The 16,043-nt window shown below is 37.6% G+C and carries 11 protein-coding genes, 1 tRNA gene and 1 CRISPR repeat array; of the genes, 7 read left to right on the top strand and 5 right to left on the bottom strand.

Annotated elements, in window-relative coordinates:
• Positions 1 to 43: 43 nt before the first annotated feature.
• The gene (locus tag ZPR_RS20980; protein WP_013073795.1) at positions 44 to 493 is read left to right on the top strand and encodes a ferritin-like domain-containing protein; all 450 of its coding nucleotides are present in this window, start codon (positions 44 to 46) and stop codon (positions 491 to 493) included.
• Between the two features lie 131 nt (positions 494 to 624).
• On the opposite strand, the gene ZPR_RS20975 is transcribed toward ZPR_RS20980, so the two are convergent.
• Together ZPR_RS20975 and ZPR_RS22745 are read right to left on the bottom strand one after the other, a co-directional pair.
• Positions 625 to 1,383, bottom strand: a complete 759-nt coding sequence (locus ZPR_RS20975) for a LytR/AlgR family response regulator transcription factor (RefSeq protein ID WP_013073794.1) — start codon at positions 1,381 to 1,383, stop codon at positions 625 to 627.
• A gap of 1 nt (position 1,384) precedes the next feature.
• On the bottom strand, positions 1,385 to 3,253 hold the full coding sequence (locus ZPR_RS22745; protein WP_013073793.1) for a sensor histidine kinase: 1,869 nt from the start codon (positions 3,251 to 3,253) through the stop codon (positions 1,385 to 1,387).
• A 229-nt stretch (positions 3,254 to 3,482) separates the two neighbouring features.
• Between ZPR_RS22745 and dnaE the strand changes: the two genes are divergently transcribed.
• The 6 genes from dnaE (at position 3,483) to ZPR_RS20940 (ending at position 11,835) form a co-directional block, all read left to right on the top strand.
• A complete protein-coding gene (gene dnaE / locus ZPR_RS20965; RefSeq protein ID WP_013073792.1) occupies positions 3,483 to 7,871 on the top strand; it encodes a DNA polymerase III subunit alpha in 4,389 nt (1,462 codons plus the stop codon).
• A gap of 214 nt (positions 7,872 to 8,085) precedes the next feature.
• Positions 8,086 to 8,403, top strand: coding sequence for a thioredoxin (gene trxA / locus ZPR_RS20960; protein WP_013073791.1), 318 nt, complete (start codon positions 8,086 to 8,088; stop codon positions 8,401 to 8,403).
• A 471-nt stretch (positions 8,404 to 8,874) separates the two neighbouring features.
• Positions 8,875 to 9,231: a transposase gene (locus tag ZPR_RS20955; RefSeq protein ID WP_013073790.1), complete on the top strand. Its 357-nt coding sequence runs from the start codon at positions 8,875 to 8,877 to the stop codon at positions 9,229 to 9,231.
• Between the two features lie 11 nt (positions 9,232 to 9,242).
• Positions 9,243 to 10,112, top strand: coding sequence for an IS3 family transposase (locus ZPR_RS20950; RefSeq protein ID WP_013073789.1), 870 nt, complete (start codon positions 9,243 to 9,245; stop codon positions 10,110 to 10,112).
• 633 nt (positions 10,113 to 10,745) lie between these two features.
• Positions 10,746 to 11,675: a DUF58 domain-containing protein gene (locus ZPR_RS20945; protein WP_013073788.1), complete on the top strand. Its 930-nt coding sequence runs from the start codon at positions 10,746 to 10,748 to the stop codon at positions 11,673 to 11,675.
• An 86-nt stretch (positions 11,676 to 11,761) separates the two neighbouring features.
• Positions 11,762 to 11,835 (top strand) — tRNA-Asp (locus tag ZPR_RS20940).
• Positions 11,836 to 11,955: 120 nt separating this feature from the next.
• Positions 11,956 to 14,070: a CRISPR direct-repeat array (repeat unit 47 nt; unit sequence GTTGTGAATTGCTTTCAGAATTGTACTTTTAGTACTGGATTCACAGG).
• Between the two features lie 115 nt (positions 14,071 to 14,185).
• Here ZPR_RS20940 and cas2 read toward each other — a convergent pair.
• From cas2 to cas1, 3 genes are all read right to left on the bottom strand, one after another.
• A complete protein-coding gene (gene cas2, locus ZPR_RS20935) occupies positions 14,186 to 14,491 on the bottom strand; it encodes a CRISPR-associated endonuclease Cas2 (protein WP_233421330.1) in 306 nt (101 codons plus the stop codon).
• 277 nt (positions 14,492 to 14,768) lie between these two features.
• Complete coding sequence (locus tag ZPR_RS20930; RefSeq protein ID WP_013073786.1) at positions 14,769 to 15,068, bottom strand: GIY-YIG nuclease family protein; 300 nt, start codon at positions 15,066 to 15,068, stop codon at positions 14,769 to 14,771.
• Positions 15,069 to 15,142: 74 nt separating this feature from the next.
• Entirely contained in the window at positions 15,143 to 16,039 is an 897-nt protein-coding gene (cas1, locus tag ZPR_RS20925; RefSeq protein ID WP_013073785.1) for a type II CRISPR-associated endonuclease Cas1, read from the bottom strand.
• Positions 16,040 to 16,043 lie beyond the last annotated feature (4 nt).

Genomic DNA, 16,043 nt, shown 5'->3' with positions numbered 1-16,043 from the left:
TGCATCGTAATTTTATACTAGTTATGAAAGAAAAGAAAATGTTATGAAATATTCAGAAGAGGTTGCAGAGAAGCTAAATGAGCTGTTAGAAAAAAACTATGATGCAGAGAAGGGATATAAATTTGCTGCAGAGCATATAAAAAGTGAGAACCTGAAAGCTTTTTTTTCTGAGCGAGCCAAGGAACGATATGATTTTGGACATGAGCTAAAAGCTGAAATTCGAAATTTTGGTGAAAATCCTGATAAAGGCAGTAGCCTTGCAGCAGATGCCCATCGTACATGGATGAATCTGAAAACCACCTTGCCCGGCAATAAAGAAGAAGCAGTTTTAGAAGAAGCGGTAAGAGGTGAAAAAATTGCTGTGGAAGAATATGAAAAGATTCTAAAGGATACTAGCATTCCGCCTTCTACTCAAAATGTCCTGTTAAAACAGAAAAATGCGATTGTAGCTTCTTTAAATGAAGTGAAATCTTTAGAGCATCAATACGACTAATTAAAAAATTGCCTGAAAAAGAAAATAGATTAAGATGCGGATAGATGTTTGATTGAAGTAGTAGTAGTTTTAATGTTCGTATCACAAGCCTCACGGAAAAGGAGTTTAGCTTCAATTACCGTGAGGTTTTTTTATGCCTTTATCCAGTCTTTTATTTCTTTGAGATACGATCTGCCGCTAATTAATTTGGTTCTGTTTTTGTCTTCCAGTACAAAAGCAAAGCGACTATTAAAATAACTATGTACCTCTTTTATATAATCAGAATTTAATAGTATAGCTCTATGTATTCTTCTAAAACGTTCTGGTAACTCTTCGCTAAGTTGCTGCAAACTTTGTTCGCATAGATATTCTTCTCCGTTTTTTAGAAAAACACTAACGTATTTATCTTTAGCTTTAAAAAATAGAATGTTATTAAGTTTCAGGAAAATAATCTTTTTTCCCGTTTTTATACTAATGCTGGTAAGTTTTGGTTTAGCTTCTTTTTTTTCGATAGCTTCCAAAAAATCTAAAATTTCAGCTTTATTAAAATGGGGGACAAATTTGTCTAATTTCGATATTGCTTTTGCCAGTCGTTCTTGTTTAACCGGTTTCAGTAAATAATCAATACTATTGGTTTCAAAAGCCTGCAATGCATATTCGTCGTAAGCGGTGCAAAAAATAATCAATGGAATGCGTTTTAATTTAGAGAGCATTTCAAAACCATTCATTCCCGGCATTTGAATATCTAAAAAAATAAGATCTGGTTTTAATTCATTAATTTTTTCTAGTCCGTCTTCCCCATTTCTGGCAAAGCCGATATTCTCGATTTTATCAGGATAATTTTGCAAAAGCTTGCTGAGCCTTAATCTTGCCGGTTCTTCGTCTTCAATAATTAAAGTTCTAAAGCTCATATTATTCTTTTATTAAAGCATTTTTATCAATACTAATCCAGACGCTTTTTTCAGGTGTGTTTTCCCAGTTTAGCGTGGCCTCATTATTATAGGTAAGCTTTAAAATATCAAAAATACTTTGTAATCCATAACCCGAAATACTTCCTTCTTTAAAGTCAGGGCCGTTATCATAAACAGCAATCTCAACCATATCCTCATTTTGTATAATTCTGAGCTCAATTTTTCCTGGCTTGTTTAATTTTGAAATTCCATGTTTTATGGCATTTTCTAATAATGGCTGAATAATATTCCGCGGAATCAAATAATTATATAACGATTCATCTAATTCAGTATTAAACTGAAGTTGCACCCCAAAACGTATTTGTTCGATATCCATATAAGCGATTGCAGCCTCTACTTCGTCTTTAATAGTACAAAAAGCTTCGTTTTTTCGGTTGAGGTTATGCCGAAAAAGATCGGATAAAGAAAGCGCCATTTTTTCGGTTTTATCAGCATCAATATGCGCCAGCCCGGCAATAGAATTTAGGGAATTGTAAAGAAAATGCGGATTGATACGAGCATGGAGTGAAGCGACTTCAGCCTCAGCTTTCGAGGCTGATAAACTGCTTAGTTGAAGGTCTTTTTCTAAAATCAGGTTTTCGTTTTTTTCTTTAAAATAGAAAAATATGCTTCGTGAAAGACAAAAAATAAATAGTACGATTGATCCGGTTGTAAGAATCGTTAAAGAGGTAAGTGTAAAATTTTTAGTGGTAATAAAAGTGGAAGATGCGGCAATTGAGATAACGATTACAAAATTTAAAGTTCTGATAAGCGCACGATGAAGTAGGTTGCTGAATTTAGAAAGGATGTAATGGTCTAAAATAAATAGGGTAAAGGAAAACAAAACCGAAACTATACAACCGTTACCAATTATACCAAAAATAACTGTCCAATTAATTTTTTCTAGTGATGCGCCAGAAGCGATTTGATAACGCGGTACAACTTTTAAATAGCCGTAAAGTAAAAACAAGGCTATAGTAATAGATGAAAGAAAAATCCCGTGAAATACATAATTTATAATCTGATACTTGCTTTTTATAATATGCATTAGAGGCCAGTAAAGCAGTAACATTATGCCAATTATTAGAAAAACGAAAACAATCAATTTTAAAGTTTGTAATACACCTTCGTCAAGTAAGAAATTTAACCAGGTCCAATAACCATATTCCTTTATTAGAAAGTCCTGTATCTGATCGTCCAGATCTTTGGCGTATAATTTTTTCAGGATAAACCTATCTAGAGAATTTAATTGAAAGGTTATAGTTTCTTCAAACAGATGTAAGCTTTCTTTTATGAATAAGCTTTCCTGCTGCAAAGTCAATAAGCGCTGATATCCAGAACGGCGGTAAATTAATCCCACTAATGCAGTGTTCCTGATAATTTCTAAATGGCGATTTTCAGGCAATTCTAAATTATAATAAAGCGAAACTATTTCATTGTTATAATATCCATTTTGATTACCGATTACAACGTTGTTTAAATTGATATGTGGTATAGAATCATTTTCAGGTAAGGCTGCTAATTCGATTATAAAGTTGGCATCTTCCCTGTTCTTTGCGTAAAAAACCTGCTGGGGGATCAATGGGTTAATCTGATCGATAATGTTTTGTAGTAAAAGGCTGTCACGTTCTTGCGGGTTAACTATATAATAGGCTATTGGGTCATAAAACTTTGCAGGATGCCTAAAATCACTTAATCCCTCGGGAAAAAATTTTTGAATGAGCAATTTCCAGGCCTCTTTTTCCTCTTCAGGCGAAAGATTAAAATCTGATTGAGATAAGCATTGCATATAGCTTAGAAAAACAAGAAATAGCAGTAGTGATTTTTTCATTATTGTAAATATTAGAAAGTTAGGCTTATACCGCAAATAAACTTTTAGCTTTCGTATTCTTAAAATCTTTTCAGACGAACTGCAAGGCTACGGTGTGAACTGCAAAATCAATGGTTAATAACTGATTAAAATTAGACTTTTTCTCAGCTTAAATTATGCTTAGTTTTGCAAGATAAGATGTTGCTGAACTACCCTTTTTCTTCATTGCAGGGTACTAAACTAAAAGCTGATGTATTTAATTTTTGATACCGAAACCACCGGATTGCCAAAGCGTTGGGATGCGCCTTTAACCGATTCTGATAACTGGCCACGATGTATACAGATCGCATGGCAGTTACATGATGAGATGGGGAATCTTATAGAGCATCAGGATTACCTGGTAAGACCGGAAGGTTTTGATATTCCTTATGATGCTGAGCGTGTACACGGAATTTCAACAGACCTGGCCCGGGAAGAAGGGATTTCACTGGAAGAAATGCTAGAGAAGTTCAACGAAGCTTTGGGGAAAACCAAATTTATCGTTGGGCAAAATCTTGGTTTTGATGTGAATATTATGGGAGCCGAGCTGCATCGTGCCGGGATGGATAGCCAATTACTGGAACTTCCCGTTTTGGATACCTGTACAGAAACAACGGCCGAGATGTGTAGAATTCCCGGTGGTCGTGGGGGAAAATTTAAACTGCCCACGCTTACCGAGTTACACGAATATCTTTTTGATGAGCCTTTTGGCGAAGCACACAATGCAACGGCCGATGTTGAGGCTACAACACGCTGCTTTCTGGAACTGGTTAGAAAAAGATCCTATTCTGCAGAGGAATTAAACGCCGCTCCCGGTTATTTTGAAGATTACATTGAAGCTAATCCAGAGCCGTTTCAGCCCATTGGTTTAAAACATATAAATCTAAAGAAAGCTTCTGAAGCAATTCGAAAAAGGTTGGAGAAATTACAACCAACCGATGAGATCACTACAGAAGAGATTGAGGAAAACCTTGAAAAATTAGATGAGGTTCCTTTTGCTCATCTTCATAATCATTCGCAATTCTCGGTATTACAGTCCACCATAAGTATTGCCGATCTTGTAAATGCCGCAGGCGAGCAAAATATGCCGGCAGTAGCGCTTACCGATCATGCCAATATGATGGGGGCCTTTCATTTTGTAAAAGAAGTTGGTGCCTATAATAAAAATGTTCAGGCTAAAAATGAAGAAGCCGAAGCAAACGGCGAGCCGGCACAGGCCAAAGAATTAAAAGCAATTATTGGTTGTGAGTTTTTTGTTTGTGAAAATCACACCGATAAATCCAGAAAAGACAACGGTTACCAGGTGGTGATGTTGGCCAAAAACAAAAAAGGCTATCACAATCTGGCCAAAATGTCGTCAAAAGCCTATACCGATGGATTCTATTATGTGCCCAGGATCGATAAAGAGGTTGTAAAGCAGTATAAAGAAGATGTGATTGTACTTACCGGTAACCTGTATGGGGAAGTGCCGAGTAAGATTTTAAATGTTGGTGAAAAACAGGCTGAAGAGGCCTTGCTTTGGTGGAAAGAAGAGTTTGGTGATGATTTGTATATAGAGATCATGCGCCATAATCAGGAAGACGAAAATCGCGTAAACCAGGTATTGATTGAGTTTTCCAAAAAACATGATATAAAATTAATCGCCACCAATAATACTTATTACTGGAAAAAAGACGATGCCAATGCGCACGATATTTTATTGTGTGTAAAAGATGGTGAGAAACAGGCAACCCCAATTGGTCGCGGTAGGGGCTATCGTTATGGCCTACCAAACCAGGAATATTATTTTAAGACGGCAGAAGAGATGAAAAATCTCTTTAAAGATTTGCCTGAAGCGATATCGAATATCAAAGAGATCGTTGATAAAATCGAGCCGTTTGAGTTGGCCCGTGATGTACTTCTTCCTGCGTTTACCATTCCAGAAGAGTTTTTGGTAGAGGAAGATAAGGTAGATGGAGGTAAGCGAGGCGAAAATGCGTATTTAAAACATATCACCTATAAGGGAGCAGAAGAGCGTTATGGCGAAATCACGCCAGCGATTAAAGAACGACTGGACTTTGAGCTATCGGTGATTGAAAATACCGGATATCCGGGGTATTTCCTTATTGTAGAAGATTTTATTCGGGAAGCCAGGAATTTGGATGTTTCGGTGGGGCCGGGAAGGGGATCTGCTGCCGGTAGTGCAGTAGCCTATTGTTTAGGAATTACCAATATAGACCCTATTAAGTACGATTTGCTTTTTGAGCGTTTCTTAAATCCGGATCGTGTGAGTATGCCCGATATTGATATCGATTTTGATGATGAAGGGCGTAGCCGGGTTATGGATTATGTAATTGGTAAATATGGCGCCAATCAGGTGGCGCAGATTATCACTTATGGCACCATGGCCGCAAAATCTTCGATTCGGGATACCGCCAGGGTTTTGGATTTGCCGCTTAGTGATGCCGATAGGATTGCCAAGCTGATTCCTAATACCAAGTTAGGGAAGATCTTCGGGATGGATGAAAAGGCCCTAAAGGCGAAATTCCGAAGTGAAGAAGTAGATAGTATCAACGAACTTTTAAATATTGCCGAAGGGGATGATCTTGAAGCACAAACCGTAAATCAGGCCCGTGTTTTAGAAGGATCGGTAAGAAATACCGGGATTCATGCCTGTGGGGTAATTATTACGCCCAGTGATATTACCAATTATGTGCCGGTTTCGGTAGCAAAGGATTCCGATTTATATGTAACGCAGTTTGATAACTCGGTTGTAGAAAGTGCCGGACTGCTAAAAATGGACTTTCTGGGGTTAAAAACATTAACCCTGATCAAGGATACCATCAAAATCGTTAAAGGCAGACACAATATTGACCTTGTTCCTGATGAGTTTCCGCTGGATGATGAAGAGACCTATAAACTTTTCCAACGTGGGGAAACGGTAGGGATATTTCAGTATGAATCTCCCGGAATGCAGAAACACATGCAGGCCTTAAAACCAACGGTTTTTGACGATTTAATTGCGATGAATGCATTATATCGCCCTGGGCCAATGGAGTATATTCCAAGCTTTATTGCCAGAAAGCATGGGGACGAGGAGATTAGCTATGACCTTCCGGATATGGAAGAATATCTAAAAGAGACGTATGGAATTACGGTCTATCAGGAGCAGGTGATGTTACTCTCGCAAAAACTGGCTGGGTTTACCAAAGGTGAAGCCGATATGCTTCGTAAAGCGATGGGTAAAAAATTAGTAGCCCTTTTAGCGCAATTAAAACCGAAATTTATTGGAGGTGGGGAAGCTAAAGGACACCCTACTGAAGTTTTAGAGAAAATCTGGAAAGACTGGGAAGCTTTTGCTTCGTATGCATTTAACAAGTCGCATTCTACCTGTTATGCCTGGATTGCTTACCAAACCGCCTATTTAAAAGCACATTATCCTGCGGAATATATGGCGGCAGTATTATCCAATAATATGAATGATATTAAGCAGGTGACCTTCTTTATGGAAGAATGTAAGCGAATGAAGCTTAATGTACTTGGTCCAGATGTAAATGAATCTTACTATAAATTCTCGGTAAATAAAGATTATGCGGTTCGATTTGGAATGGGAGCGATTAAAGGGGTTGGTGCCGGTGCGGTAGCCACAATCGTAGAAAACCGAAAAGGGGAAGCCGGGCCATACCGTTCGATATTCGATATGGCTAAGCGTATCGATTTAAGAGCTGCGAATAAAAAAGCTTTTGAAAACCTTGCCCTGGCAGGAGGTTTTGATTGTTTTAAAGAAACCCACCGGGCGCAATATTTTCATGATGAAGGAGATGGTATGAGTTTTTTGGAGAAAGTGGTGAAATTTGCGGCTAAATTTCAGGAAAATGAGAATTCATCTCAGGTTAGTTTATTTGGTGAAGCCAGCGAAGTTCAAATTCCGGAGCCCAGTGTGCCACCCTGTGAAGAATGGGGAACGATGGAGAAATTACGACGAGAGAAAGAAGTGGTAGGGATTTATATTTCCGGGCACCCGCTAGATGATTTTAAGAAAGAAATCCAGTATTTCTGTAACGGTAGTTTATCAGATTTTAGAGCGCTTGAAAAAGTGGTAAATCGTGAGATCTCTTTTGGTGGGGTTATTAGTGATGTGCAACACAGGATGTCTAAAATGGGAAAAGGCTGGGCGATGTTTACGGTAGAAGATTATAACGAATCTTACGAATTTAGAATGTTTGGGGAAGAGTATCTTAAAAACCGGCATTTTTTAGTGCCTAATTCATTTGTGCATATTAAAGCTTTTATCAAAGAAGGCTGGACCAATAAAGATACGGGCAAAAAAGGAGAACCCAGGATTCAGTTTAATAGTTTCCAGTTGTTGCATGATATCATGGATACTTATGCCAAAAAACTTACGATTCAATTAGATATCAACGAACTCAAGGACGAGAAAATCGAGGTTTTAAAAGATATTTTTAGAAGTTATCGCGGGGATCATAAACTGAATTTTGTGGTATATGAAATGAAAGAGCAATTAAAGCTACATATGCCCAGCAAGCGCCAAAAAGTAAAAATTTGTCCGGAATTACTGGAAAACCTGGAAGCGCAGCAGGTGGTTTATAAGTTAAATTAATGCAAGCCTGTAACAATCGGGCAGGGATTGCAGCAAGCTACCGTGTAGCGCGAAAAGCCCGGTCATTCCCGAAGATGTAATCGAAGGGAAAGAGCCCGCCAGATAATTATTGACAATCAGCGTATAACGAAATCCAATATTGGGGATGTAAGGTTTCCGAAAATAAATGACTACTTTTACGTATTGATTTTAAATTACTAGAAAAATAACGATTATGGCTATTGAAATAACAGACGCAAACTTTGAAGAAACAGTTTTAAAAAGTGATAAACCGGTAATGGTAGATTTTTGGGCAGCATGGTGCGGGCCTTGTAGAATGGTAGGACCGGTAATCGAAGAGCTTAGCGGTGAGTATGAAGGAAAAGCAGTGGTAGGAAAACTTGATGTAGATGCCAATCAGGAGTTTGCTGCTAAATACGGAGTTAGAAATATCCCTACCGTACTTATTTTCCAAAACGGAGAAGTAGTAGGACGTCAGGTAGGTGTTGCTCCTAAAAACACATATGCTGATGCTTTAAACGAGCTTTTATAATCAAAACGATTTTTGAATAATACGGAACCCGGCTTTTGCCGGGTTTTTTGTTTTTTGAATTTAGTAGTTATTGGTTAGTATCGAGATCACTTGTCTTTTAGAATATAGAGTAGAGAATCAGGATTCAAGAACCATGAGAAAGTGTTGAAATTTTAATGTTGAATGTTGAATGGCTTTATACTGTATAATGTACTAAAGAAAGCTTCTCGATACAACATCTTTTGAACCTTGAAGTATTTAGCGACGGCTGAGTGATTGCAACGAAGGAGCAATCGTATCGAAGCCATAGTGGTAAACTGGAGAAACCTTTTATTTGGTTGAGATTTCTCGGCTTCATTCCATTGCGCTCGAAATGACAGCGGAATTGAAGCAGAACTATTAATTTTTAATGTTGAATGTTGAATTTTTTGTGCTAAAAGCTTTGATGACTAAGACTGAAATAAGTTGCCCTTTTTCTTAAACTTTTAAACAATGGAAAAAGGTAAACAACGCCGGGTTTTTAGTGTTGAGCTAAAACTTGATTTAGTGAAAAAAATCGAACAGGGTGACCTCCGGGGTTTGGATGTCACCAATGTTTACGGAGTGAGTCGTACCGCCGTTTACAAATGGCTCAGAAAATATTCCGATCTTTACCGCAGCGAAACCAGGGTTATAGTGGAACAAAAAAGTATGAGCAAAAAGAACAAAGAACTGCAAGATCAGATCAAGAAACTTGAGCAAGCCCTTGGTCAGAAACAGATGCGAATTGATTACCTGGAGAAGGTCGTTGAATTTGCTTCGGAACGTTCTGGGGAGGATATCGAAAAAAAGAACAAACGGCTGTCCTAGAATATTTCCGAATGAACAAGTCAAGTTTTAATGGTTCCATGACAGCATTATATAACATGCTAGGGATAACCAAGCAGGCTCACTATAAGCGGGTTAAACAACAGGCTCACTTGTCAGGGATTGCTCAGGAAGTAATTGCATCTGCTCAAGAAATCCGTAAGAAACATAGGAATATGGGGTGTCGCAAGCTTTATGATCAGATCAAGCCCGAGAGGATAGGCAGGGATAGGTTTGAAGCAATCCTTCTCGCCAATGGATTTAGGGTAGCACGTATAAAAAGCCATCACCGTACGACCTATGCAGGTAAGCGGTGGTATCCAAACCTGATAAGTGGCACTACAATAAAGAAAGAAAACAGGCTCTTGGTGAGTGACATAACTTATATATCGGTTTATATAGGATGCCATTACTATCTTACCCTGGTGCTAGATGTTTATAGCCGAATGATTACAGGATGGAGCTTATCGGCCAACATGACCACAGAGGACACCGTTGTTCCAGCCTTTAAGATGGCTGTAGCAGGTCTAGACAATCAAGAACGCAAAAAACTTATTTTTCATTCAGACAGGGGCAGCCAGTATGGTTCAGACAAAATGGAACAACTCCATAAGCACTATTCAACCACCCCTAGCATGGGAGGGAAAGCCTGGGAGAATGCCCATGCAGAGTCTATAAATGGGATACTTAAGAATGAGTATATCAATTTCGAAAATATGAATATATCACTTAAACAAGCTCAAAAGTTGGTAGAAGAGGCCATTTATTTATATAATTTTGAGCGGCCACATGGTTCACTGAAAAATAGGAAACCACAAGAATTTTTAAACTTTGTTCAGCGCTTAGCTACTGAACAAAGACCAGTATTTAAAATAAATTATTAACTTGAAAAAAGGCAACCTTATTCAGGCAAGGTCATGATGTAAACTGTATACTATAAGCTGTATATTGAAAACAGACTTCTTGACACAGCAACTTTTAAACCTTAAACTTTTCAACTTTGAACGCTATCGTCATTTCGACCCTGCGGAGAGATCTTTTTTGAATTTATTAGTTAGTATCGAGATCACTTGGCTGTTAGAATATAGATTATAGTATCAGGAATCAAGAGCCATGAGAAAGTGTTGAAATTTTAATGTTGAATGTTGAATTTTTTTGCGCTGAAAGCTTTGATGTAAACTGTATACTGAAAACAGACTTCGTGATACAGCGACTTTTAAACCTTAAACTTTTCAACTTTGAACGCTATCGTCATTTCGACCTTGCGGAGAAATCTTTTTTGAATTTATTAGTTAGTATAGAAATCGCTTGGCTGTTAGAACATAGAATATAGAAAAGAGACAAGATAATTATTATAAAATGTTGAATTCTGAATTGCTTTTCACTGAAAATTTTTCTGTTCACCATTCACTACTCACTACTCACTGCTCACTGCTCACTACTCACTACTTATTGCTAAAGGTAGGCTATAAACTTTCAACTCGTTTTCGTATCTTCCAGCAACAAAACTTTTTAATTTGAAACTACAGCAAGAGGTACATCAAACGGAGGGATTTCTAAATCTTGAAATTCTGGCCCGGCAAATTGTAGAAGGCTATATTTCCGGGATGCATAAGAGTCCGTTTCACGGTTTTTCTGCGGAATTTGCTGAGCATAAAATTTACAATCAGGGAGAAAGTACCAAGCATATCGATTGGAAGCTTTATGCCAAGACCGATAAACTGTATACCAAGCGATATGAAGAGGAAACCAATTTAAGATGCCATTTAATCATCGATAATTCGGCTTCCATGCATTACCCTTCCCTTAAGAAACAAAGTCTCTTAAAATTGAATAAAATTGGTTTTTCGGCGCTGGCCTCGGCCTGTATTATGAATATGCTAAAGCGACAGCGCGATGCAGTGGGTTTAAGTGTTTATAGTGACGAATTTGAATTTTATGCACCGGAAAGAGCCGGGGAACGGCATCATCATTTACTACTTAATGCCTTAGAAAATGCGGTAAATGCTGAGGGAACAAAAAAAGGAACGCAGACTTACACTTATCTGCACCAGATTGCAGAGAAATTAAACAGAAGGTCTTTAGTATTTTTATTTACTGATATGTTTCAAAGCGATAAGGAGGAAACAGCACTCTTTGAAGCCTTACGTCATTTAAAATATAATAAGCATGAGGTGGTTTTATTTCATGTTTTAGATAGTGAAAAAGAGTTAGGTTTTGGTTTTTCGAATACCCCAAAACGATTTTTTGATGTAGAAACCGGGGATGAAATCGATTTGTATTCAGAAAATATTCAGGAAAATTATAAAAATGCGATCGAAAATTACTTTAAAAATCTAAAGTTGGAATGTGCAAAGTACCGTATTAGTTATGTTCCCGTAGATATCAACAAAAATTTTAATCAAATTTTGCAATCCTATTTTGTTGAAAGACAAAAGCTTGCTTAACAAGGTCAAAAAAAGATTAAAAAAAGGAGAAAAAAAGTTTGTGTGATTGAAAAACTGCAGTATATTTGCCCTCGCAATAACGCAACGGTCTGGTAGTTCAGTTGGTTAGAATACCTGCCTGTCACGCAGGGGGTCGCGAGTTCGAGTCTCGTCCAGACCGCAAGATTGCAAAAAGCCTTTCAGAAATGAAAGGCTTTTTTATTGTAACTTATACACCCAACTTTTGAGATTGATCCGTGGTATGTTGTTGTGAATTTCCATGCTCTAGCCCTAAGAGACAGTTGTGAATTGCTTTCAGAATTGTACTTTTAGTACTGGATTCACAGGCACGATCATCGATAAGTATATTCAGCTTTGGTTGTGAATTGCTTTCAGAATTGTACTTTTAGTACTGGATTCACAGGGATGCTACTAAGATGGGCGTTGGACTGCCTGTTGTGAATTGCTTTCAGAATTGTACTTTTAGTACTGGATTCACAGGCATTGAAATATTCTTTTTGCTTTTTTACCGGTTGTGAATTGCTTTCAGAATTGTACTTTTAGTACTGGATTCACAGGTTTACTTATTGGTTTTGCAGCTCAGGTTGCGTTGTGAATTGCTTTCAGAATTGTACTTTTAGTACTGGATTCACAGGATCAAACCCGCGTAAGGATAAAGGGATTGAGTTGTGAATTGCTTTCAGAATTGTACTTTTAGTACTGGATTCACAGGCTACAATTTTTAGACTTCTATCAAAATCTGGTTGTGAATTGCTTTCAGAATTGTACTTTTAGTACTGGATTCACAGGTAGTCCATCCCGGGCCCTTCGATAGTTTAGTTGTGAATTGCTTTCAGAATTGTACTTTTAGTACTGGATTCACAGGGATCATCTGAATTTTGGCTCAGGTCGGGTAGTTGTGAATTGCTTTCAGAATTGTACTTTTAGTACTGGATTCACAGGGGCTATTGCTGTCACTAAGATGAATTAGTAGTTGTGAATTGCTTTCAGAATTGTACTTTTAGTACTGGATTCACAGGGAGATAGAGATATTAGCAAAAGGAGTATAAGTTGTGAATTGCTTTCAGAATTGTACTTTTAGTACTGGATTCACAGGCCGAAACGCTCAAACATCGGGTCTCTAGGTGTTGTGAATTGCTTTCAGAATTGTACTTTTAGTACTGGATTCACAGGATATCACTCTCCATTTCTCAACGCTTTCTAGTTGTGAATTGCTTTCAGAATTGTACTTTTAGTACTGGATTCACAGGAAAGGTGAATATGAATATGAATATGATAATGTTGTGAATTGCTTTCAGAATTGTACTTTTAGTACTGGATTCACAGGAAAGGTGAATATGAATATGATAATGTTGTGAATTGCTTTCAGAATTGTACTTTTAGTACTGGATTCACAGGACCAAAGCTTTCTGTACAACAGCATCCCTTGTTGTGAATTGCTTTCAGAATTGTACTTTTAGTACTGGATTCACAGGTCCTCATCATCATTGGATTGGTCTGGCTTGGTTGTGAATTGCTTTCAGAATTGTACTTTTAGTACTGGATTCACAGGATGCTCGTAAGTGTTTGGATGAAAACCTAGTTGTGAATTGCTTTCAGAATTGTACTTTTAGTACTGGATTCACAGGTCCCGGATGCTATGGAACGGTTCATAGTAAGTTGTGAATTGCTTTCAGAATTGTACTTTTAGTACTGGATTCACAGGAAGAGAATTAAACAAAGACCTTTCTCAAAGTTGTGAATTGCTTTCAGAATTGTACTTTTAGTACTGGATTCACAGGCTTCGGGAGGTAAGTTTTATAAAGGGCTTGTTGTGAATTGCTTTCAGAATTGTACTTTTAGTACTGGATTCACAGGGAACATATGCAAAGCAATGGGAGTGCCTAGTTGTGAATTGCTTTCAGAATTGTACTTTTAGTACTGGATTCACAGGTCACGGTAAGCTGAACTTCGTAAATCCCGTGTTGTGAATTGCTTTCAGAATTGTACTTTTAGTACTGGATTCACAGGATTGCTGGTAACATGTATATCACTAAAGAAGTTGTGAATTGCTTTCAGAATTGTACTTTTAGTACTGGATTCACAGGTTGATGCAGCCGTTTTACTTGCTCCTTCCGGTTGTGAATTGCTTTCAGAATTGTACTTTTAGTACTGGATTCACAGGCCAGTTTTTTGTATTAATATCTTTTACCCTGTTGTGAATTGCTTTCAGAATTGTACTTTTAGTACTGGATTCACAGGATGTTATTAGATTCCGTAATGGGCGGTATAGTTGTGAATTGCTTTCAGAATTGTACTTTTAGTACTGGATTCACAGGCGATGTTGTGTGAATTGGCGGAAATTAGTGGTTGTGAATTGCTTTCAGAATTGTACTTTTAGTACTGGATTCACAGGATACCAGGTTTAAAAACCTGGTATCCTGTGTTTTAAATGCTTTTTTAGAATTAAAAAAAGCAGGTCTTTTATCTTTTTAAATAAGGTTAAATTCTAGCAATATGAATCCTAGCATTTAAAAAAGTTCTAATTGCTGGTCCGGAATCTCTGGAAGAGTTTCTTTCTGACCATGAAAAAGTTCTATCATTCCAAACTGTTTATCGGTAATCTGCATTACTGCGACTTTTCCTTTTTTTGGAAGATTGTTTTTTGTTCTTTTTATATGTACCGCGGCATTTTCCCGACTGGCGCAGAACCTGGAATAAATAGAAAATTGAAACATCCCAAAGCCATCATCCAATAATTGTTTCCTAAAACGTGTAGCTGCTTTACGTTCACTACGAGTTTCAGTTGGTAGATCAAAAAAAACAAGAACCCACATACATCGATATTGGTTTAATCTGGAAAAACGGCTTTCAAGCATCGTTTTTAGTTTATTTATTATTTATTTAAATCCGCTTTGGCTTCGATTCTACCGAATTTCACTCAGTCGCCACTCTATCTTAGGTCACTGAGTGATTTTGAAAAAATCGTATCGAAGTGTCCGGTTTCGCTTTGGCTTCGATATAATTGCTCCTTTGTCGCAATCACTCAGCCGCCGCTGCTATGTAGGTCACGGAGTGTTTGCATTGAGCAAACGTATCGAAGTGTCCGGCCGGTTAACTATTTTTCTTTATGTAAATCTTTTTTGCTAATCCCGGTAACAATTCGCTTGCTCCACTCATTAAGGCTTCCTTTTTCTTTCTGCTCCAACCTTGTAGTTGTTTCTCTCTGTAAAATGCCTGATCAATTCTGCTATATTCTTCGTAATAAAGTAAAGTAACCGGTAACCGTTTAGCCGTATAATTAGCTCCCGTTCCATTATTATGCTCACTTAATCTTTTTTCAAGATCTTTGGTACTACCAGTATAGTAACTTCCATCATTGCAACATAAAATATAGGTATATCCTTTTATCATTAACTTCGCTTTTTCATCTGCTATGGCTTCGATACAATTGTTCCTTCGTCACAATCACTCAGCCACCGCTACGGCTAACCGAACTCGGGGTATAATATTTTCCGGCTACTTCCATAAAAACATTCGTATAAACTATTAGTAGTACGGCTCATCGCATTCATTAACGGACTTTTTTTGCCATCGATACTCACATCCATAGCAGGTATTGTTAAAAGCTCAGATTTAATATTCGTATTTAATTCTTCAAGATTTGCTCCGGTGTTTACGATCTGATTGACCATAAGATCTACGTAAGGGCGATAAGGTTCCATAACATCATCAGCTAAAGAAAACGGATTGTATTTGTTATGATGAAAAATCCCAATCGAAGGAAGCATACCGCTAGCTACCAGTGCTCTTGCTGCAACAGCCCTTAAAATAGCATAACCATAGTTTAATAGATTGTTAGGAGGAATGCCTTTTTGATTTCGGCTAAAACCTTTAATATCGAAAAGATTCTGAAAATAATGGGCAGCAGCAATGGCTTCGTGATTTTGGGTATCTCCGCTTTTTACCTCTTTACTCCAGCGTTCCAGTTTTAGACTGTATTTGCCTAAAAACTTTAAATGGGCAGCTTGATTGCTAATTTTTGAAGCTACTGTTTGTTGCCACAATTGTTTTTTTAGGGGAATGCTGGCATCCAATTGATGCCGGTAGCGCACTGTTTGTTCGGTATGCCCTACTAAGGGTTGTAACAAAGAGCAGGGCAGGTGTTGTTTATCGCAGGTGATGACGGCCGTTTTATTTTGCACAAGCTTCATTAGCAAACCACTGGTTAGGGTAATTTGTTGATTTTCTAATACTACAAAGCCCAAATCTTCAATAGGGATTGTTTTTTCTTGCTTTTCCTCTTCAGGAAAATTAACTACTAATTGCTCATTTTTGGTACTTAAATAAGCCGGATTACCGAAAAACAACGTGCGTTTAATCATTACT

The sequence above is a fragment of the Zunongwangia profunda SM-A87 genome (assembly GCF_000023465.1).
GTDB classification, from domain to species: domain Bacteria; phylum Bacteroidota; class Bacteroidia; order Flavobacteriales; family Flavobacteriaceae; genus Zunongwangia; species Zunongwangia profunda.
This window is presented reverse-complemented; position numbering and strand designations above follow the sequence as displayed.